The sequence below is a fragment of the Microcoleus sp. FACHB-SPT15 genome, assembly GCF_014849525.1.
In the GTDB taxonomy this organism is placed as follows: Bacteria; Cyanobacteriota; Cyanobacteriia; order Cyanobacteriales; family Coleofasciculaceae; genus Symplocastrum; species Symplocastrum torsivum.
On sequence record NZ_JACJNU010000070.1, the window covers coordinates 216,243 to 236,014 of the forward strand.

A 19,772-nucleotide genomic window follows, 5' to 3' on the forward strand; every position below is an offset into this window, starting at 1 on the left:
TTTGCCAAGTTTTTTCAAAACCTGTTATATTAAGTGTAGTCGTAATGAGTACGTCTTATTTGCATTATTATTCCTCAAGCCTCATCTATGGGGAAAGCAGGAACCAACTGACTAAAGTTAAGCCAAAGTATTTTTGCTGTTTAATGTGGAGACTGTAAGTGAAATGGTGAAGATTGTTGGAATTGGCGGTAGTTTGCGACCTAACTCTTCTAGCTATCAAGCTTTAGATGTAGCGATTGGGCGAGTGCAAGCGTTAGGGGCTGATACCCAAGTGCTTGACCTACGCCAGATGCAGCTTCCATTTTGTAACGGTGAAAAAGACTATCCAGACTACCCAGATGTCATACGGTTACGGGAAGCAGTTCAGGAAGCCGATGGCTTGATTTTGGCAACCCCGGAGTATCATGGCGGAGTTAGTGGTGTGCTGAAAAATGCTTTGGATTTGATGAGCTTTGACCAGCTATCTGGCAAGGTTACAGGGCTAATTAGTGTACTGGGAGGTCAGTCTAACAGCAATGCCCTGAATGACCTACGACTAATCATGCGCTGGGTACATGGCTGGGTGATTCCAGAGCAAGTTGCGATCGCTCAGTCTTGGAAAGCGTTTGATAAAGATGGCAAGCTGTTGGATGAGCAACTCTCGCAGCGGTTCGATCAGTTTGCTGAAAGTTTAGTGGAAAACACCCACAAGCTTCGTGGGGTGTCATAAGACGTAGCTTGTTGAAAGATGTTAGAGATTGAGATTCCCGACTTCTCTAAAAAGTCGGGAATCTCGCTTTCACAAATCATCTAGGACGGCTACGTACTGCCCCTTAATGATGGTGATGGTGGTCGTCGTTGTGGTCGTGGTGATGATGATGGTGGTGAGAAGCCTGTGCTGCTGCTTGTTGAGGGTTCACCGCCAAAGCTTGCTCAGATAACAACGCTTCAATTTGAGGATCTGCCCAATCTGCCGCCATCTTTAAGAAATCAGGATGATCGTTAACGCAGGGCATCTCGACGTAGGTAACATGAGGGCTACGTTTCTTCAGATTGTGGACGATGTGATGGACATCCAGCAGAGTTTCATGATTTTCTGTCGCAAAGCCAATCGGCATCATGACAATTGTGGTTGCGCCCAAGTCAATCAAATTCTTAGCTGCTAACTCGGTGTTAGGCTGAGTCCAGTCAATTAGAGGTGTCTGGTGGTTGAGCCAACCTACTGAAATTAAGGGATACTTGTTAATCAGTTTTTCTCGTACTCGCTCATAAAGCGCCTCACTTTCCATGATGCCAGAGGTAAAGCCTTTGGCTTTGTGGGGACAGCCGTGGTTCATCAGCACAATACCCGTTTGCGAGGGCAAGTGGGCTACCGCTAAATCGGCGGCGATTTTCTCTTCAACCAGTCGAGCTAGTAGGTCAATATAATCCGGTTCGTTGTAGAAAGAAGGGATGTAGCGCTGTCCCTTAACCCAGTGTGCGCTTCCATCAGTTAACTTTACAAGAGCATTGTTCACTTGCTCGACAGCAATGCCACTGGTGAAGATGGAATCAACAACTAAGAGAGGATAAATCAGGAGTTTGTCAAACCCTTGGGCTTTAATTTCCTCTAGGACTTGTTCAGGAAGGAAGGGAGCGCAGAAGTTAAAGGCTTTGAAAACTTTAATGCGATCGCCCCATTTTTCTTGCAGGTTTTTTTCAATACCTGCACGTTGCTCCTCAAAAATTTTATTATGGGGAGAGATAAAGTTGTCGTGCTGGTGTCCCCACTCGTGGAAGTCAAAGATCGCTAGAAGCTTTGCTAGTGGGGGATAAATCCAGGTGGGTACAGGGGCAAATTTTGCGGTAAGTAGATTTAAGGCTTGTTCGTTGTAGTTAGCAAAGTCTTCGTAACTCTCAACTTCACCGTAGCCCATGAGTAAGACAGCAACGCGATCGCTACCACCAGTGGGTAGATCTGTTACCTGATGTAGTTTTTCGGGAGTGGCAACCACTTCACGTTCCTCAATAGATTCAACTTCAATAGCTGAGGCATCTTAGGATTGTTTTCAGATGCACCCCGGCTATCCTTTAGCCTAGCATCCCCTCTAGGGGGATGAAGTAGGGGTTTCACAACTGATTAATTAAGCTTTCACCCATTGAAATGCATATCAGCTTAATTCAAGTTGTTTCGCACTCGCCTCATTGAACAAGCTGCGCGATGGTATCGAAAACTCAAGCTCAAGAACTAGTTGCAAGTCTCGCGACTTTTAGTTAAGTCAAATTGTCAAACTTAACTTTGAAGGGAGGTACAGCAATGGCAATTAAATTTAAACAACTCGTACAGGCACGTCAGGCTCTCAAAACCTCTAATAACCTTGGAGATTTCGCAATTCTTAAAGCTGATGCTTTTGGTGCAAGAGTCAATCCAGAAATAGCGTCTAAACTGCAACCGCTTGTCGGATACCACCCACCAATCGATTTAGAGGAATTAAGCCATTACCCTGAGGGTAGCTTTGGCTGGGAATACGCTCATCACATGAAGGTGAATCATCTAATACCCTTTAATGTGAGTCCTGAACTAGAGGAGATTGCTACACGTAATGTCTTTGCCCTGAGATATGCGGTAACCCATGATATTTTTCATGTTTTGCTGGGATTTGACACGAGCTATGCTGGGGAAATTGGAGTTCTTGCTTTTGCTGCTGAGCAAAACTACAGCTCATCTCTAAAAATTAGCTTAAGCTTAGCGAAGGTACTTTATCCAGTTGTGGCTCCCTCTCAAATCAAGGAGATTTTTGCCAACCTTCATAAAGGGCAAGAACTGGGAAAGAAAGCAGAATTTCTTCTGGGATTTCGCTTTGAGGATTATTGGCAACGACCTCTGAGTGAAGTCAAAGCGATGCTAGGGCTGACGTAAGCTGCCGGAACGACTCTCCCTGCTTCCCCTGCAACCGTTTCCTCCCTCTATAGCCAATTTACTTACCGTCGATACGGTCCAGGATTGAGTAACGGCGCTTCAGTGATTCTAATAATGTAGGGGTGGTAGTTGTTGGTGTCGTAAGAACCCACCCAAACTCGATAAGTGCCAGCTAGCCACTGACCTGCTACACCTGGGTTTTTACCTTGATAATCATCATTACACCAACTACCACCAGGGCCACTAATCAAAAGAGTTGTGTCCTCTGGACTGTTGACTTGCAGGCTTAGATAGTTAAAAAACGTTGTCAAAACCACTGTATGGTCAGGCGCTTGATCCACAAAACCCATGCAGGGGCCAGTGGGTGTCTGGGCACGACCAGCAATATTTCTTGCTGGAACAGCGCCACCGCTGATACCCCTGATTGTTACAGGGTCTGGGGAAAATTTTGGTCCAAGTCTAACGTTCTCGAAGATTTGCTGCGACTGGGCTGGTAGGGCTTGAGCTAAGGCTCCGATGAATAGCCCACCAGCTAGTATTGCAGTCAGATTAGCAAAGTAGGCGGCAAGGTTGATTGAGGTTACCCCACTAGACATACCGACGAAATTTTTCCCTCGCTGCTGTTTCACTGGTTTGTGTATTTTAGTGGCTATGAACGGCGCGTTGATAGTGAATATTAACGGCTCTAATCGTAGCAGTGACGGGATAGTTGTCGATAGTGTTCCGAACAACCTTTTATGCAATCGTGAAGGTGTTCATCGATTATTCATGCCGCCAAAGATAATGCCTTTTGCAGGCGGGTTTTGTCGATCCCTTGCTGGTGGAGAAGCACCCAAGATTCAACGAGATCGGGTCCATTAACATCGCCTGTAAGACCAGCACGAAGCGATCGCATCACTAATCCTTTCTTGACATTTTTATCTTTGGTAACTGTTTTAATAATCTCCTGAGCTTGCTCTGAAGTGAGTTCAGGATAATTATCAAGGGTATCAAGGATGGCTTGAACAACTTCACTAGCCCCCTCTTTTTTCATCTGATCAGCAGCTTCTTCGCTAAACTCAACTGACTCAGTAAACAACATCCTCGACATCTCTACCGCTTCTGGCAAACGAGCTAGACTTGGCCCAATTACCGCTGCTAACTGTTCTAACCATGCGCGATCGCTTACTGGATCAAATTCAAATCCAGCCTTCTGCCAGTAGGGAATCAATAACTCCACTAGCTGAGGGGCTGGCATTGCATGGAGGTATTGACCGTTCAACCAATCTAGCTTTGCCCAGTCAAACTTTGCCCCTGCTTTGTTAACCCGCTCAAAGCTAAACTGATGCGCCGCTTCTTCCAGGGTAAAAATTTCCTGCGTCGAGTCCGGTGGCGACCAACCCAGCAACGTCATGTAATTCACTAACGCTTCCGGTGTGAAGCCCATTTCCTTGAACTCAGAGATCGAAGTTACGCCATCGCGCTTCGAGAGTTTCTGTCCCTGCATATTCAGGATTAAGGGCGTGTGAGAGAACTCTGGTACTGCTGCCCCTAGCGCTTCGTAGAGCAAAATCTGTTTTGCTGTATTCGCAATGTGGTCTTCGCCTCGGATGACATGGGTAATCTGCATATCAATGTCATCCACCACCACTGCCAAGTTATACAGTGGTTGACCGATCGCATCTCCTTGGGATGCCCTAGCAATCACCATATCACCACCTAAATCGCTGGCTTTCCAGGTGAGCTTTCCTCGCACTAGGTCGTTCCAGACAATCTCCCTGTTATCGTCAATGATGAAGCGAATCACAGCTTGTCGCCCTTCGGCTTCAAAAGCTGCACGTTGCTCTGCTGTTAAATTACGATGCCGATTATCATAGCGAGGTGCTTCTTTTCTCGCTTTTTGGGCTGCCCGCATTTCCTCTAGTTCAGCTTCCGTGTCGTAGCTACGATAAGCTAGCCCTTTATCCAGAAGTGTTTGAGTGGCTTGACGATAGAGGTCAAGGCGTTTTGATTGGAAGGTTGGTCCCTCGTCCCAGTTCAATCCCAACCAGGTGAGACCCTCAAGGATATTTTCGGTATATTCGGGACGCGATCGCGTTGTGTCTGTATCTTCAATGCGTAGAATAAACTGACCGCCGTGGTGACGGGCATATAGCCAGTTAAAGACGGCTGTTCTTGCCGTACCGATATGTAAGTTTCCAGTTGGACTGGGGGCAATACGGACTCTAACAGTCACGAGATAAATCTCTTTTGTGTTGGTTACTAGTTATTTAAGCTACCACTTTTGGGGATAGCTGGCTGCCTAGGAGCTACTTTCTACGGGACTGACGGGGCTCGAACCCGCAACTTCCGCCGTGACAGGGCGGTGCTCTAACCAATTGAACTACAGTCCCAATTTTCAAGCCTTTACCAGTATTCCAAGCTTGAGGAGATTTGTCAAGCAGGTTTTCCAATAATTTTTTCGTTGACCTGAGACAAGACAATTACCCCTCACCTTCGTAAGAGATACTTTACCGTTTCGACTAGCTCTTGGGGGTAAAAAGGTTTGGCAATGTAGGCATCGGCACCTTGCTTGATTGCCCAGTAGAGGTCAAATCGTTCGCTCTTATTGGTACATATAACTACAGGTGAGTTCTGTGTTCTCTTATCAGATTTGAGCCGACGGCAGACCTCGTAGCCATTCATTCTCGGTAGGATGATATCTAGAACGACTAAATCTGGACATTTCCCCTGAACTTGTTGGAGAGCTTCGATACCATCACCGGCAAAACTAACATTCAGCCCATTTGCTTTAAGCAGACCTGAAATCATCTCTCGTTGTGTGGGACTATCTTCCACGACCAGAACTGTAGCCATAACTATTTAGCATAAAAGTGTCTTATTGGCTTTAATTACATTTCTTACGGTTGAAATTAGCCTCAATCAGTGGATGGAACTTTAGTTTTGTCTTACTCTTCCTTTGGAGCGAATCAAGCAGAAGAGGGGAATGGCGAGGGGAGACTTTCAAGGGCAAGTTTTTTAAGAAGGCGAAAGAAGAAAAAGCAAGGAGATTTGTATGAAAGAATTTGGACTGACGAAGGATAGCCGCTTAGCTATAGTTAGCTTGCTCTCCGTCTTGGTTATGCTCCTTTGCTGGGTTATTTCGCCAGTATTTCCAACTACAGAGCCGAAGGCAGCAATTTTTGATGAAGTTTGGGAAACCGTGAACGATAACTTTTACGACCCAAACTTTAACGGCGTGAATTGGAAAGCCATGGGCGAGAAGTATAAGCCTCAAGTCATGCAAGCCCAATCCAGCGAAGACGTTGTGGCTGTGATTAATCAAATGCTCTCTGAGTTAAAGACTTCTCACACCTACTTCTACACCCGCAATGAGCCAGCCTACTATCAAGTTTTAGGGATTTTTGCACCTAGGAGTCCTGACTTCCGGCAGCAGCTAAAGAAATTTTTCCCTACAAGCAAGATTGAATATAGTGGCATTGGCATCTTTACTAAAGACATCAACGGCAAAACCTTTGTTAGCGCCGTTCTCGATGGAAGTCCGGCAGATAAAGCAGGGCTGCAAGTGGGAGATCAATTACTCAGCGTTGAAGGACGCCCCTTCCAGCCAATCCAGTCTTTTGCCGAGAAAGCAGGTCAAAGTGTCACACTAAAGATTCAACGCTCAGCCAATCCTAATACCCAGCAAGATATCGCTGTTACGCCGACGATGCTGGATGCAACCACCATGTTTCTGGATGCAATGCAAGCGAGTACTCAGGTGATTGAACGGGAAGGTAAGAAAATTGGCTACGTTCACATCTGGTCTTATGCAGGCGACCAATATCAGCAGCAGCTTGAGGAAGAATTACTTTATGGTCGTCTTAAAGATGTAGATGGGTTTGTTTTGGATTTAAGACATGGTTGGGGTGGTGCGCCTCAAACTGCTCTTAACATCTACACAGCTAAAGATCTTTCAGTGACGAATATTCCGCGCAACGGCACGCGAAATACTTATCATTCTCAGTGGAATAAGCCAGTCGTCATGTTGGTGAATGAAGGTAGTAGGAGTGCCAAGGAGCTTCTAGCGTATGGCTTTCAAGAGTTCGGGATTGGTTCCGTAGTTGGGGAAAAAACTGCTGGTGCTGTGGTGGCGGGTCGTCCTTTTCTGATGCAAGATGGCAGCTTACTATATGTCGCCGTTGCCGATGTATATGTTGGCGGGAACCAACGTTTAGAAGGGAACGGTGTTACACCCGATATCGTTGTTCCATTTTCTCCAGAATATGCTCAGGGAGCAGACCCACAAAAAGAGCGGGCGATAGAAACAGTGCTAGAAGCTGTGAAGCCGTAGAGATTGGTGAGAAGCTAATGTGCTTTTAACTTATCTATCATTTATCTAATTTCAAGGCACATCAGCTTAAGAGAACGTTTCATTCTTCATTGTGGGTGTCGCCCATCGTGTCTTGTAAGAAACTAACCAACCACTTTTTGAGGTGATAAGTAGCGCGGCAGTCGTCTTCGTTGTAGCGTTGGATGAGATCAAGCAAAGAGCGATCGCCTGTTTTTAACCACTTATCGTACAAACAGACACATTGAGAACCTGTCACTCCTGCATCACGCCACTCAAAGCCTAGCCAGCGAGCCAAGTGTTTCAGAGAATAGCTCTCTACAGGCAGTGTTACAGCACTCATCACACGCTGATGCACATCCACAAATCGGGGAAGTAGGGGTCTTATCTCCTGAAAGGGAGTACCGTAGAGCTTAGCTAAACGCTTCACGGTTTCTACCTCATAGTCAGAAAAATGGAAGATTGGAGCATTCGGGTAGAGCCAAACTAAATCTAGAAATTGCTGCCAAATAGTCGCTTCATCGCTTGGGTGTTCTGCTAGTAGGGGATGGAATACCTCGGTTTGGTTACGCCTGTCGATTACTAAGACACCTAGCAAGTAGTCAAGTTGTAAATCTGGCTCAGCTTCAATGTCAAAATAAAGCTCAACGGAGGCTGTCGGTAAGCTGTTGATATTGATGAAAGACTTGGCTGTTAAGCCATTGCTGTTTCCTACGTCTCCTAGGATTGGGTAGTGTCTCTCACGGAGAAGCGCTCGTTTTTGGACTGTAGATTGAGCTTGCAGCACCAAATCAGAGGCAATTTCACTTCCTATGGCGGGTTCTAGGGTGCTAATCGTGGTTTCAGCTAAAGATTCTACTGTCGTGACTCCAAGTGCTTGTAAATCCCGGTAACGGCTGGGTGTTACTCCTGGTAAGAGAGAGATGTGTTTTTGAGATTGAGCGATCGCATAACAACTGCTATACCAGTGGCAAAGACTACACCGTTGACGCGAAATAAACACCTCTGGCGCTTCTTCCTGTAACAGAGTTTCAAGGCATTCGGTGAGAACCTCTTGCATCAATGGTAGCCAGCGTTCTAGTTGGACTGTAAAGGAATCGTGGCGACGCAAAATCAAGTGTGCGGTTCTCGGTATTGCACGCTGGACAGTAGCTAGAAGTTGGGCGCTAAAAGCGGCGACAATTTGATATTCTGGCTTGGGACGCCGCCCTAGCTTAATGCTAGTGGGAACATACATCCAATCCCCAAAAATAGACTCCCCTGGCTGTTTAACTAATAAATCAGGACGACTCAGCAGCGTAATACCATCAGCCGTTTGCATCAGCAGTACAGCTTGAGAAATCCGCTCAACTCCCTGCTGCATCAATTCCAACGTTGCCTTTGCTCCAGCTTCCCAATCTCTGTGAGGATACTTGGGTGAGGTATGAGGTGCGATCGCCAAAACCGCCTGTCGATGAGCAAAGCTATCCTGTCGTAGTTTAAGAATAAAGTCTTGCTCTTTGTCTTGCTGGCTAAAGTCTCCATAAATGTCTAGAAACGCCCGACGCCGACAGCGTTTGTAGTATAGGAGTAAATCGTCTGTTACCAACATAGCTTCAAGCCAGGAGAAGTCAGCTTGCTCAACGGCTGACAGCAACTGGCATTCCCGAAAACGATTTTTGGATGACAAAACTGTTTCATCAAGAACAATCTAGAAAAGAAATAGGTAATGCATATCTTCCTTTGTACCTTGTAGAAACCTAGTCTGCTACGTGCATGGCTTGATATCGCCTAACGTATATCCTTGTGCCAATAGCGCTGTACCATAGGCGGCGGCTGTTTGATTGGGTGAGAGGAGAGGTACCCCAATTTGCCGCTCACGAATTGCCCTCCAACTAGGGTTTTTTGCGCCACCACCAGCCGTGTAGACATGAGTGAGTTGAGTTGCACCTAGCTGTTGCAGTAACCGATATCCCCGTGCTTCGATTCGGGCAATACTCTCAAGTAAGCCATGGAGAAATTCTACTGAGTCAGCAGGGCGTGGTTCTAGATTCGGTGGGAGGTGAGGGTCATTGATCGGAAAGCGATCGCCTTCTTTTAGCAAGGGATAATACTCTAATGGACTCTCTTTCTCAACTGGAATTTTACAACTGAGGCTCTCTAATTCGGCATCACTAAAAAAGTGCCTAAGTACTGCTCCACCTGTATTTGAAGCACCCCCAACTAGCCATAAATCTCCTAAGCGATGGCTATAAATTCCATATCGAGCATCATCTACACGAGTATGGCTCAACAACTTTAGTACTAGGGTAGAACCGAGGGAAGTCACTGCTTCACCCGGAGACATTGCTCCACTCGCAATAAATGCGGCAATACTATCCGTTGTCCCAGCACAGACTATGCAGTCTCTTGGTAAACCTAACTGGTTTGCAATTTCAGGTAATACGTTAGCAATGGGCGTACCAGGAGCAACAATTTCAGGTAAATGTATTGAGATTTGCAGATTTTCTAGCCAATCTGGGTAACAAAAATTCTCGACATCGTAACCTAGCTTCAGAGCATTGTGATAGTCACTGATACCGAGTTGACCATGCAAAAGAAAAGCTAGCCAATCTGCCTGATGTAGAAAATAAGAATTTTGAATTTTGAATTCTGTATTTTGAATTAACCATAGAAGTTTTGCAAGGCTGGAAGTGGCGCTTAAGACTGTATGGTTTGGGGGTGCGATCGCTTTTACCATTTCCATTACTTCTACCCCTCGCCCATCGTTGTACATTAGGAGTTCAGTAATGGGTTGTCCTGTGGCATCACATAGCACCACAGTGGAGGAAGTTCCATCAAAGGCGATCGCTTTTATTTCCTTTCGTATTTGCAGAGGAATTTTCCCAATTAAGGTAAATAAAGCTTGCTTCCATACAACTGCTGTAGAGGTTAAGGCTTCCGTGCTACCTAATACCAATTCAAAAGAATATTCAGCTTCAGCTTGAATGACACCTGCGGCATCAATAACTACAGCGCGTGTGCCAGAGGTACCAAAATCAATGCCAAGGTAGAGGTTCATTGCTAGTTACACTTTCACGAATCCTTAAGCTAACAAGTCATCAACGGTAACACTGAAACCCAGTAATATAATTTGAGTACTAACAACTTCACCAGATGTAAATATAACTCGCTGGTTTTGAGTATTGACAATAATCCAATGATTCTCAGGAAATACTAGCCAGACTTCTTCCCCGCCAGAGTGCAAATATTCTTGAGCTTTAGCAATAACATCTTCAGCAAAATCCGTAGGTGAAACTATTTCAGCACTCAACGGAAAACTCTGTGGTAGCACCTTAGCATCACCATATTGTGTAACTAGTTCTGGGGTGAGATAAGCAACGTCAGGAGAACGTCCCTGCTTATTCGTGCGGCAAGGTGCTTCTGTATATACTTCCCCTCCTTGTCCACTAGAATCCTTATAACTTCTCCAGTAAAAGTATAGATTTCCTTGAATTCGACTATGCTTGAGCGTCATCCGGCTTTTTTCAACGACTTCCTTATCTATCCAATCCATTGAATGTTTATCGATCAGCTTTCCATCCACCCATTCAGTACTAGAGGGGGGATTTTCCATCCAATCTTCTAGAGAAAGGGTTTGTGGGCTTTTGGATATAGGTTTAGACGTTGTCATGGCTCTAAAGTATTCTCATTTAGGTCTTTGGAGGAACAGCCCGCACTGCGTGCCGCTACGCTAACATCTCCCAACCCCTTCTCCCACGGGGAGAGGGATTTAGGGTGAGGGCTGCCCATCGGTGACACACTCCCTACGGATCGACCCAGCGACCATCCGCTTTAATTAAATTAATTAGTTCCTCAACACCTTGGGTTTCTGGAACTTTTTTAATTTCTTCTCTGCCGCGATAAAGCGAGATAAAACCAGGTTGCTTGCCAACATAGCCATAGTCAGCGTCTGCCATCTCACCTGGGCCATTAACAATGCAACCCATAACGGCGATATCTAAACCTGTAAGGTGCTTGGTAGCTTCCCGGACTTCGTGCAGCACATCTTCTAAGTTAAACAAGGTACGACCGCAGGAAGGACAGGCGACATACTCCACCATCGTCTTCCGCAACCCTAGCGCTTGCAAAATGCTATAGCAGACAGGAATCTCTTTTTCCGGTGCTTCAGTCAGGGATACCCGAATCGTGTCACCGATGCCATCCGCTAGCAGTGTGGCAATCCCAGCAGTAGACTTAATCCGTCCATATTCACCATCACCCGCTTCGGTTACACCCAGATGTAAGGGGTAATCCATACCCAGTTCATCCAGCCGTTTTGCCATAAGGCGATACGCCGCAAGCATCACAGGGACTCGCGAGGCTTTCATGGAAATGACCAAGTTACGGAAGTCGAGGGATTCACAAATGCGAATGAATTCCAAGGCTGATTCCACCATGCCTTCTGGAGTGTCACCGTAGCTAAACAGCATCCGTTCTGCTAAAGAACCATGGTTAACACCGATACGCATCGCTTTACCCTGATCGCGTAGGGAAACGACTAGAGGTTCCAAGGTTCCGCGGATTTTTTCGCCAATTTCATCAAACTCAGCTTGGGTATATTCAGTGCGATCGCTTTTTGGCTTCTCAAACACATATAACCCTGGATTAATCCGCACCTTATCAACGTGCTTAGCTACTTCCAGAGCAATCTTCATGCCATTGTGATGCACATCGGCAACCAGTGGCACGGGTTGATAGGTAGCAGCAAGTTTCTGCTTGATTTCTGCTAAAGCTTTCGCGTGTCCAATACTGGGTACAGTGACGCGGACAATTTCACAACCAATCTCATGTAAACGGCGAATCGCAGCAACAGAACCATCTATATCTAATGTGTCTTCATTAATCATCGACTGCACTACCACAGGGTAGCTACCGCCAATGGTGACGCTGCCAACTTGAACAGGACGGGTTTTGCGTCGGCGGATCGTGGTATCTACTCCTGGTTGGGTAGGTGCAGTTTGCGGAGTCGGAAGGGTTTGCATAAACTGTTGGCAGATTACTGTAGCGAGAATATCAGGTATTTTTCTCTATTCTCTCAGAGTGCCATAGCTAGGTCGAGTTTGGGTTAAGGAGGGAGAAAGCTGAATTTTGGCTAGGGTAAATCTTGTGCGATCGCTCTTTAAACTTGTTACAAAAGTACTTACTCTCCCTTGAAAAGATTTTGCGATCGCAAAGTCTTCACACAGATTGGCGCTTCTTTCCCATCCCTTTATGGAAATCACGCGGCACCCTGAGCCAGTCTAGAGAAGCCGTAGTCAAGAGAATAGAACTGCTATGCGGATAACTACTTATATTGCTATTGCCGCTACTTTGATAACTATTGCCATCACCAATGCTCCACTTTCAGTACAAGCAGAACCAATCCCCCAAGCAGAACTAGATTACCTAGAAAGTTTGAATTCCCTAATAGAGGACAGCAATCAGTACCAGCACACCTTGACTGATGCAGAAAAAGTTGTCGATGGAGTTGCAGTTTGTGAAGGCTTAGATGCTGGTTGGAACATAGACGAATTGAATAATCAAATATTAAAAAATCGAGTAGTTGAAGGGAACCCGCATAACCAAGACATGACGGAATATCAAGCCGCCGTATCAGTCTCTAGTCTTTACCATCTTTGTCCTAACCATAAAAAGCAATTACAGTGACAAAGAAGTAGGTTTCAGAGGATTCGATATATAGCAAAAGGCAGAGGGCTTTTATAGCAATTCTCATTTCAGTGAAGTACATCTAATTTTCTTGTCTATTCCCAATTCCCAATTCCCGAAGTCTGTACCTCATCCACATGAGACTCGCTATCTGTTTATTACTAGTACATTGATGGATGGTTAGTTTTTAGCAGTTAATGTATTGCTCCAATTCCCAAGAGGTAACTTGAGCGTTATGAGCATTCCACTCTTGATACTTAAAGTCGAGGAAAGTTCTTGCTCCCTGTTCTCCTAAAGTGGACATCAATAAAGCATCTTGCTCTAAAGATTGCAGTGCTTCTAAAAGACTTGTAGGCAAGGTTTGTAAGTCAGGAAATTCCGTCCCTCGCACAAACATATTTTCATCTAACCGCTTACCCGGTTCTAGATGTTTTTCCATACCTTCCAATCCAGCCGCTAGAATTCCTGCCTGGGCAAGATAAAGGTTAGCAGCACCATCAATCAAACGACACTCAAAGCGTCCACCTTCGGGAATACGAATCATGTGAGTGCGATTGTTGCCACCATAGGAGATGTAGCGAGGACTCCAGGCGCTGCCAGAAGTCGTCATTGTTGCACCCAGTCTTCGATAGGAGTTAATTGTTGGATTACACAAGGCTGAGAGTCCACGTCCATGCGCTAAGACTCCTCCCAAAAACTCATACGCTAATTTAGAAAGCCCTGCTTCATCAGTAGCGTCAGCAAAAGCATTACTTCCATCGTTCCACAAGCTCATGTGGAGGTGAGCGCCATTACCTGTTAAATCACTAAAGGGCTTAGGCATGAACGTTGCGGTGAGTCCACGCTGTTCTGCCAAGGTTTTGACCATGTATTTAAAAAACACATGACGGTCAGCCGTTGTTAGAGCGTTATTGTAAGTCCAGTTGATTTCAAATTGACCATTAGCATCCTCGTGGTCGCATTGGTAAGGCTCCCAGCCTAGTTGCTCCAGGTAACCGACAATAGTAGAGATGAAGTCAAACTGGCGCATCAAGTTCAGTTGGTCGTAGCAAGGGCGTGCTGCTGTATCCAGCGAGTCAGCGATTTGATAACCCTGTTCACTCTTTTTGAGCAGGAGAAATTCCGCTTCCACTCCAGTTTTGTAGCAGTAACCCAGTTCTTCACACTGTTTGAGGACTTGCTTGAAGATTACTCTCGGTGAAGCGGCGAAAGGTTCTCCATCAAGATACACGTCACTGGCTACCCAACCAACATTCGGTTGCCAAGGCAGAACGGTTAAGGAATTTGGGTCAGGGATAGCGGCAATATCATTGGCATCAGGCCCTAATCCGAGATTGGAAGCAAAGGCAGCAAAAAAAGCCCCATCTGATTCAACGGCGGCAATCTTGGCAGCAGGAACTAATTTAGCGCGGGTTCCTCCCAGGAGGTCGGTGTAGGAAACCAGGAAAAAATTTAAGTTCAGTTCTTTTGCCAGTTCAGTTAGCGATTTGCCTCTAGTCAGGGTGGTCGTCACTGCCGATACTCCAAATGAACTCTGGCTCCGAGTAAACCAAATCTTGTTATGACAAATTTGTATCTAGATATACCAGGGAAAGTCGGCATGAAGCTTAACGGCTTGCAGGGCTTGGGTTGTAACCATCCTTCACGATTTCCATTGCGGAAAATTTAGAATCGAGCGATCGCAACACTCCAACGTTTACGATGAAATTAGTAGTCTTTAAACTTTGTGAGCTATCTCACAAACGCGATCGCAAACAATCACTTTTGCCTAAAACCTATCATCACAATCCTCTCAAAGATTTTCGCTGATACTAGATCTACTGAGTTCAGTTCTTATGGTGATGCATCTCCCAGTTCTTCTGCTTTGTGTAATATCTGAGGGATTTGCAAGCGCACATCATGAGGGCTGTCTGCCCCCACCCCATCACTCCCTATTTGGCAGTAAGCTAATCTGTTTGAGCATTCGCTTAGCATACTGCCTTGTCACATCAAATTCCCTGATGACTGCTGTTGAGAGAACTCCTTATGTTTGACACCACACAGATACTGATTGATCACTTTGTTCAACAGATTAAAGAAGGCTACCGTCGCACCTACGGAGGCTGGAAATCTAACTATGCAGAAATTATCGCCTGGGCAGGCAGTATGGCGTTGGAGAACATCGCCAATAGCGATGCTCTCTATCACAATGTTGAACATACGGTTTTAGTCACCTTGGTTGGACAGGAAATTCTGCGAGGCAAGCATATCCGTGAAGGTGGTATTTCCTGCGAAGACTGGATGCATGGCATTATTTCCTTGCTCTGCCATGACATTGGATATGTTAAAGGAGTCTGCCGACAAGACTCCATTAGTGAAGGGCTATATGCCACAGGTATAGGCAGCGAGAGGGTGAAACTTGCTCCTGGTGCTTCGGATGCTAGCCTGACTCCTTACCATGTAGATCGAGGAAAATTGTTTATTGACGAGCGCTTTGGCGGCAACCTACTGATTGATGCCGACGAAATTAAGCTCAATATTGAACTCACTCGTTTCCCTGTACCCAAGGATGAAGACCATCAGGATAAAGTTAAGCTTCCTGGTTTGGTGCGAGCGGCTGATTTAATCGGTCAGTTGAGTGACCCACGATACTTGAAGAAGATTAGCGCCTTGTTCTACGAGTTTGAAGAAACAGGGGTGAATCAAGCTTTAGGTTATCAGAATCCCGGAGACTTACGCCAGAACTATTCCAAGTTTTACTGGGGTGGAGTTTATCCTTACATCAAAGAGGCTTTACGCTACTTAGAGCTAACGCTTGAGGGCAAACAAATCATTGCGAATCTCTACGCAAATGTATTTGTGGTAGAGCATGAACAACCTTCTGTGCAAGCGACAGCAAGTGTAGCTTGAGTGTAGGTAATAAGTGCGTGGAAAAGGCGATCGCGTTTTTCTAATCTGCTACCATTAACACTATAGAAAAGGGTGCAAAAGTTCAGGAAATACGAAACTTTTGCACTCTTTTTAATGGGAATTTTCCATGCAGTGTGGGAGGATGTCACTGAGGCTGGAATTGGGCAAAGTCACCAATATAGGGTTTAGGTAAAGGAAAGCTGTAGCTACCAACTTTACTCGTTGTGACACCAAGTCCCACTAATGCCTCAACCAGCTTCACCGCAGCAGCAACGCCATCAATCACTGGCACCCCCGTTTCTGAACTCAGCCACTGGGCTAAATCAGTCATACCAGCACAGCCAAGGAGAATGCACTCGGCACGATCTTGGGCGATCGCATTTTTCACTTCATCCCTTACCCTACACGCCGCATCTGAACCTACCGCTTCTAATGCCAAGACGGGAATTTCAGCAGAACGAACCTTACGGCAAAAGCGTTCCATTCCGTATTTCATGGCTAAATGCTCAATAATCCCAATCGAGCGGGGCAGGGTGGTAATGACAGAAAAACTGGTGCCTAGCATAGCTGCGGTGTACATTGCCGCCTCACAGATACCAAGAACGGGACTACGTGCAACTTCTCGTGCTGCATCCAGACCCGTATCATCAAAACAGGCAATAACGTAGCCATCATAGCCTTCTGCCTCACCCTGGCGAACGAGTTCCAGTATTCCAGGTACAGCATACGCACCATCGTAGTGACCTTCAATGCTCACTGGCCCTTTATTGGGGTTCAGCGTAACAATCTCTGTCGTGGGATTGGCGACTGCCCTTGCCGCAACCCCGATTTTCTCTGTCATTGAACCCGTAGTATTCGGATTGATTACCAGAATTTTCACTCAATCAGGCTCCAATTCTTGTAGGTGGTAGGTATTAGGTGGTAGGTGATAGGGCGAGAAGGCAACGTACAAGGAACCCAAAACCCTTAACATTTCTAAGTCTTAGTATGACTTGTGCGCTACAACCTACAACCTACCACCTAACACCTAACACCTTGACAGGGCTGAACTCGTCCTTCAAAACAACACCCTGAACTCGAAACGCGACAATTGGCAGTAAGCTGTTTACTGCATTTATGGCGATTCAAGATGGCAACCATTAACGATAACTACCTCAAACTCAAAGCAGGTTACCTGTTTCCTGAAATTGCTCGACGGGTGAATACCTTTGCAGAAGCTAATCCTGACGCAAAGATTATCCGATTGGGTATTGGCGATGTCACGGAACCGCTACCAGAAGCCTGTCGCACAGCAATGATCAAGGCTGTTGAAGAAATGGGCGATCGCGCTACATTTAAAGGCTATGGTCCAGAACAGGGCTATGCTTGGTTGCGGGAGAAAATTGCAACTCACGATTTCCAGGCGCGAGGGTGCAACATTGAAGCTGATGAAATCTTCATCTCCGACGGCTCGAAGTGCGATACAGGTAACATCCTCGATATCTTTGGTCACGATAACACCATCGCTGTCACCGATCCTGTATATCCGGTGTATGTAGATACTAACGTGATGGCAGGGAATACCGGAACGGCGAATGATAAGGGTGAGTTTGAGGGCTTGGTGTATCTACCAATCACTGCCCAAAACAACTTCACTGCTGAGATTCCCTCCCAAAAAGTTGATTTGATTTATCTATGCTTCCCCAATAACCCAACGGGCGCAACTGCTACCAAGGAACACCTGAAGGCGTGGGTAGACTATGCCAAAGCGCATAATTCGATCATTTTCTTTGATGCCGCTTACGAAGCCTTCATCACCGATCCAGAGCTTCCCCATTCTATCTATGAGATTGAAGGCGCACGAGATTGTGCGATCGAGTTCCGTTCATTCTCCAAGAATGCAGGCTTTACCGGAACCCGTTGTGCATTGACAGTTGTGCCAAAGACACTCACCGCAAAAGCTGCTGATGGTTCGGATGTAGAACTGTGGAAACTGTGGAATCGGCGCCAGTCTACCAAGTTCAATGGCGTGTCCTACATCGTTCAACGCGGTACTGAGGCAGTCTACTCCGAGGAAGGACAGGCGCAAATCAAGGCGCTGGTTAACTTCTATATGGAGAATGCCAAAATTATTCGCGAACAACTGACGGCTGCTGGATTATCGGTGTACGGCGGCGTGAATGCGCCCTATGTCTGGGTGCAAACACCAAATGGTTTGTCTAGTTGGGATTTCTTCGATAAGTTGCTGCAAACTGTGAATGTAGTGGGAACCCCTGGTTCTGGTTTTGGCGCAGCAGGTGAAGGCTACTTCCGCATTTCGGCGTTTAACAGTCGGGAAAATGTAGAAGAGGCGATGAAGCGGATTACCCAGAAATTTAAGGTGTAGGGCGATTCATTGAGGGTTTCAATTCTCGCTGTCTTCGTTAGACTCATTCTATAAAGTCTCAAGGGTTGCGGTGGGCAATGCCCACCCTACCTAACTGTCTAAAATTAATATCAGGCTAAAATTAGGAGCTGTTTATGCACTTGCTAAGGATGAGTTAGTTCTTGCTTTGTTGACAATCAAAAAAGCTAAGGATTATTGGAACCAAATTCAGCCAACTAGCGATTGGACTGGCTCACATCAAGTGTTTAGAGAGCAGCTATTGTTAGAGATAGGAAGATTTTACTCAGAACAGGGTAGTAATCCTAAGTACCACATCCCTTTTTTACTAAATAATCTTTATAAGCTCGTTTAATTCGTAAGTTACATCATGCAAATTGAGGAATTGTTGCAGGACAAACGAGAAGAAATTCTCAAAATTGCAGCTCGACACGGTGCTTGCAATGTCAGAGTTTTCGGTTCTGTAGCGCGGGGAGAGTCTACAGAAGATAGCGATGTGGACTTTCTCATTGATTTAGGGGAAAATCTTAGTCCTTGGTTTCCAGTGGGATTAATTAGGGATTGGGAAGCTTTGCTAGGGCGGAGGGTGGATGTTGTTACAGCTAAATCTTTGCATTACTTTATCCGGGAGCGTGTTCTCAAGGAAGCTATTCCACTGTGAAGGATAGTCGAGTCTACGTTATCCACATTCGGGACTGCATTACCAGAATTAGGCAATACACAGCCGAGGGGAAACAGGCATTTGTTCAAGATATTAAGACTCAGGATGCTGTACTCAGAAATCTCCAGACTATGTGTGAGTCAGTTCAGAAACTCCCCGATGAATGGAAAGCTGCATATCCTAACACTGAATGGAGCAGGATTGCAGGTTTTCGGAACGTACTTGCACATCAATACCTAGATGTCGATCTTGATGTTGTTTGGAATATCATTGAAAACTACTTGTCCAATTTAGAGGAAACGATTGAGGCAATCACACAAGAATTTTGGAATTGATAGTGAAAGTGACCTCGGTTGTGAGGATACCGACGCTATGCAGTAAGCCTTGAACAGATGCGATCGCCTAAATGAACATAGAGAAAGTGGGATCGCCTGCGGCGAGGCTGTATCCTCGCAAACTCGTCAATGTATCAGAGAGTGATGGAACGATAAATGCTTGAAAATGAGGAAGTAAGCACTACAGTCTCTGAAGTTTTGTATTACTTGTCCCTATATCCCTGAATCAATTAAAGCGATGGAAAAACCGATTGTCTGGCTACATGGTGACTGCCTTAGCCCCAAAGGGCCAGCGCTGCAAACCTATCCTAATGCTCCAGCAATTTGGGTTTGGGATGAAAAGTTACTCGAAGAATGGCAGATTAGTCTCAAACGAATTGTGTTTATTTACGAGTGTTTGCTAGAACTACCAGTGACGATTCGGCGTGGAGATGTGGCAGCGGAAGTTGTCGCCTTTGCTAAAGAACACGGTGCCGATGGCGTGGCAACAGTAGATAGCCCTAGTCCTCGGTTTGAGACAATTTGTGATGATATTGAAGCAGCATTATCGCTAGAAGTAGAAGTGTTGTCACCGGAGCCATTTGTCAAATACGACGGATACATTGACCTCAAGCGTTTTTCTCGCTATTGGCGTGTAGCACAGCAATATGTTTTTGAGTCGAAGTAGTTTT

General features: G+C 45.8%; 20 protein-coding genes and 1 tRNA gene. 9 read left to right on the top strand and 12 right to left on the bottom strand.

Annotated elements, in window-relative coordinates:
* The first annotated feature begins 163 nt into the window (after positions 1-163).
* On the top strand, positions 164-709 hold the full coding sequence (locus H6F98_RS31220) for an NADPH-dependent FMN reductase (protein ID WP_192222621.1): 546 nt from the start codon (positions 164-166) through the stop codon (positions 707-709).
* Between the two features lie 103 nt (positions 710-812).
* On the opposite strand, the gene H6F98_RS31225 is transcribed toward H6F98_RS31220, so the two are convergent.
* Entirely contained in the window at positions 813-1,973 is a 1,161-nt protein-coding gene (locus H6F98_RS31225) for a ferrochelatase (protein ID WP_192222622.1), read from the bottom strand.
* A gap of 302 nt (positions 1,974-2,275) precedes the next feature.
* Between H6F98_RS31225 and H6F98_RS31230 the strand changes: the two genes are divergently transcribed.
* Positions 2,276-2,878 (top strand): Coq4 family protein, encoded by a 603-nt coding sequence (locus H6F98_RS31230; protein WP_192222623.1) that lies wholly within the window; start codon positions 2,276-2,278, stop codon positions 2,876-2,878.
* A gap of 62 nt (positions 2,879-2,940) precedes the next feature.
* Here H6F98_RS31230 and H6F98_RS31235 read toward each other — a convergent pair whose 3' ends face one another.
* From H6F98_RS31235 to H6F98_RS31250, 4 genes are all read right to left on the bottom strand, one after another.
* Positions 2,941-3,507: a hypothetical protein gene (locus tag H6F98_RS31235; RefSeq protein ID WP_313929975.1), complete on the bottom strand. Its 567-nt coding sequence runs from the start codon at positions 3,505-3,507 to the stop codon at positions 2,941-2,943.
* Positions 3,508-3,644: 137 nt separating this feature from the next.
* Positions 3,645-5,093: a glutamate--tRNA ligase gene (gltX, locus tag H6F98_RS31240; protein ID WP_192222624.1), complete on the bottom strand. Its 1,449-nt coding sequence runs from the start codon at positions 5,091-5,093 to the stop codon at positions 3,645-3,647.
* 83 nt (positions 5,094-5,176) lie between these two features.
* Positions 5,177-5,250: transfer RNA gene (locus tag H6F98_RS31245), tRNA-Asp, on the bottom strand.
* 97 nt (positions 5,251-5,347) lie between these two features.
* The gene (locus tag H6F98_RS31250) at positions 5,348-5,713 is read right to left on the bottom strand and encodes a response regulator transcription factor (protein ID WP_192222625.1); all 366 of its coding nucleotides are present in this window, start codon (positions 5,711-5,713) and stop codon (positions 5,348-5,350) included.
* Between the two features lie 199 nt (positions 5,714-5,912).
* Here H6F98_RS31250 and H6F98_RS31255 point away from each other — a divergent pair, with 199 nt between their 5' ends.
* Positions 5,913-7,190: a S41 family peptidase gene (locus H6F98_RS31255; RefSeq protein ID WP_192222626.1), complete on the top strand. Its 1,278-nt coding sequence runs from the start codon at positions 5,913-5,915 to the stop codon at positions 7,188-7,190.
* A gap of 79 nt (positions 7,191-7,269) precedes the next feature.
* On the opposite strand, the gene H6F98_RS31260 is transcribed toward H6F98_RS31255, so the two are convergent.
* The 5 genes from H6F98_RS31260 to H6F98_RS31280 form a co-directional block, all read right to left on the bottom strand.
* A complete protein-coding gene (locus tag H6F98_RS31260; RefSeq protein ID WP_192222760.1) occupies positions 7,270-8,778 on the bottom strand; it encodes a TM0106 family RecB-like putative nuclease in 1,509 nt (502 codons plus the stop codon).
* 156 nt (positions 8,779-8,934) lie between these two features.
* Complete coding sequence (locus H6F98_RS31265; RefSeq protein WP_192222627.1) at positions 8,935-10,227, bottom strand: FGGY-family carbohydrate kinase; 1,293 nt, start codon at positions 10,225-10,227, stop codon at positions 8,935-8,937.
* Between the two features lie 24 nt (positions 10,228-10,251).
* Positions 10,252-10,839, bottom strand: coding sequence for a Uma2 family endonuclease (locus H6F98_RS31270; protein ID WP_192222628.1), 588 nt, complete (start codon positions 10,837-10,839; stop codon positions 10,252-10,254).
* A gap of 133 nt (positions 10,840-10,972) precedes the next feature.
* Positions 10,973-12,190 (bottom strand): (E)-4-hydroxy-3-methylbut-2-enyl-diphosphate synthase, encoded by a 1,218-nt coding sequence (gene ispG / locus H6F98_RS31275; RefSeq protein ID WP_192222629.1) that lies wholly within the window; start codon positions 12,188-12,190, stop codon positions 10,973-10,975.
* Positions 12,191-12,235: 45 nt separating this feature from the next.
* Positions 12,236-12,430 carry a hypothetical protein gene (locus tag H6F98_RS31280; RefSeq protein ID WP_192222630.1) on the bottom strand — a complete coding sequence of 65 codons (195 nt, stop codon included), beginning with the start codon at positions 12,428-12,430 and terminating at the stop codon, positions 12,236-12,238.
* Positions 12,431-12,482: 52 nt separating this feature from the next.
* Here H6F98_RS31280 and H6F98_RS31285 point away from each other — a divergent pair, with 52 nt between their 5' ends.
* Complete coding sequence (locus tag H6F98_RS31285; protein WP_192222631.1) at positions 12,483-12,854, top strand: hypothetical protein; 372 nt, start codon at positions 12,483-12,485, stop codon at positions 12,852-12,854.
* 187 nt (positions 12,855-13,041) lie between these two features.
* Here the strand turns inward: H6F98_RS31285 and glnT are convergent, their stop codons facing one another.
* Positions 13,042-14,367 (bottom strand): type III glutamate--ammonia ligase, encoded by a 1,326-nt coding sequence (glnT, locus tag H6F98_RS31290; RefSeq protein ID WP_192222632.1) that lies wholly within the window; start codon positions 14,365-14,367, stop codon positions 13,042-13,044.
* Positions 14,368-14,879: 512 nt separating this feature from the next.
* On the opposite strand from glnT, the gene H6F98_RS31295 reads away from it, so the two are divergent.
* Positions 14,880-15,743: an Npun_R2479 family HD domain-containing metalloprotein gene (locus H6F98_RS31295; protein ID WP_192222633.1), complete on the top strand. Its 864-nt coding sequence runs from the start codon at positions 14,880-14,882 to the stop codon at positions 15,741-15,743.
* 145 nt (positions 15,744-15,888) lie between these two features.
* On the opposite strand, the gene H6F98_RS31300 is transcribed toward H6F98_RS31295, so the two are convergent.
* The gene (locus tag H6F98_RS31300; RefSeq protein WP_192222634.1) at positions 15,889-16,623 is read right to left on the bottom strand and encodes an aspartate/glutamate racemase family protein; all 735 of its coding nucleotides are present in this window, start codon (positions 16,621-16,623) and stop codon (positions 15,889-15,891) included.
* Positions 16,624-16,872: 249 nt separating this feature from the next.
* Here H6F98_RS31300 and H6F98_RS31305 point away from each other — a divergent pair, with 249 nt between their 5' ends.
* The 4 genes from H6F98_RS31305 to H6F98_RS31320 all read left to right on the top strand — a co-directional run bounded on the left by H6F98_RS31305 (position 16,873) and on the right by H6F98_RS31320 (position 19,768).
* A complete protein-coding gene (locus tag H6F98_RS31305) occupies positions 16,873-18,108 on the top strand; it encodes an LL-diaminopimelate aminotransferase (RefSeq protein WP_192222635.1) in 1,236 nt (411 codons plus the stop codon).
* Between the two features lie 367 nt (positions 18,109-18,475).
* Positions 18,476-18,766, top strand: a complete 291-nt coding sequence (locus tag H6F98_RS31310) for a nucleotidyltransferase family protein (RefSeq protein ID WP_192222636.1) — start codon at positions 18,476-18,478, stop codon at positions 18,764-18,766.
* Positions 18,763-19,101, top strand: a complete 339-nt coding sequence (locus H6F98_RS31315; RefSeq protein ID WP_192222637.1) for a HepT-like ribonuclease domain-containing protein — start codon at positions 18,763-18,765, stop codon at positions 19,099-19,101. Before H6F98_RS31310 ends, H6F98_RS31315 begins: the two co-directional genes overlap by 4 nt.
* Positions 19,102-19,339: 238 nt before the next feature.
* On the top strand, positions 19,340-19,768 hold the full coding sequence (locus H6F98_RS31320; protein WP_192222638.1) for a hypothetical protein: 429 nt from the start codon (positions 19,340-19,342) through the stop codon (positions 19,766-19,768).
* Positions 19,769-19,772 lie beyond the last annotated feature (4 nt).

Excerpts from the sequence above, each read along its gene's own strand:
- H6F98_RS31220 (WP_192222621.1), top strand. The coding sequence starts at position 164 with ATGGTGAAGATTGTTGGAATTGGCGGTAGTTTGCGACCTAACTCTTCT.
- H6F98_RS31230 (WP_192222623.1), top strand. The coding sequence starts at position 2,276 with ATGGCAATTAAATTTAAACAACTCGTACAGGCACGTCAGGCTCTCAAA.
- H6F98_RS31250 (WP_192222625.1), bottom strand. The coding sequence starts at position 5,713 with ATGGCTACAGTTCTGGTCGTGGAAGATAGTCCCACACAACGAGAGATG.
- H6F98_RS31255 (WP_192222626.1), top strand. The coding sequence starts at position 5,913 with ATGAAAGAATTTGGACTGACGAAGGATAGCCGCTTAGCTATAGTTAGC.
- H6F98_RS31260 (WP_192222760.1), bottom strand. The coding sequence starts at position 8,778 with ATGTTGGTAACAGACGATTTACTCCTATACTACAAACGCTGTCGGCGT.
- H6F98_RS31265 (WP_192222627.1), bottom strand. The coding sequence starts at position 10,227 with ATGAACCTCTACCTTGGCATTGATTTTGGTACCTCTGGCACACGCGCT.
- H6F98_RS31270 (WP_192222628.1), bottom strand. The coding sequence starts at position 10,839 with ATGACAACGTCTAAACCTATATCCAAAAGCCCACAAACCCTTTCTCTA.
- ispG (WP_192222629.1), bottom strand. The coding sequence starts at position 12,190 with ATGCAAACCCTTCCGACTCCGCAAACTGCACCTACCCAACCAGGAGTA.
- H6F98_RS31285 (WP_192222631.1), top strand. The coding sequence starts at position 12,483 with ATGCGGATAACTACTTATATTGCTATTGCCGCTACTTTGATAACTATT.
- H6F98_RS31295 (WP_192222633.1), top strand. The coding sequence starts at position 14,880 with ATGTTTGACACCACACAGATACTGATTGATCACTTTGTTCAACAGATT.
- H6F98_RS31305 (WP_192222635.1), top strand. The coding sequence starts at position 16,873 with ATGGCAACCATTAACGATAACTACCTCAAACTCAAAGCAGGTTACCTG.
- H6F98_RS31310 (WP_192222636.1), top strand. The coding sequence starts at position 18,476 with ATGCAAATTGAGGAATTGTTGCAGGACAAACGAGAAGAAATTCTCAAA.
- H6F98_RS31320 (WP_192222638.1), top strand. The coding sequence starts at position 19,340 with ATGGAAAAACCGATTGTCTGGCTACATGGTGACTGCCTTAGCCCCAAA.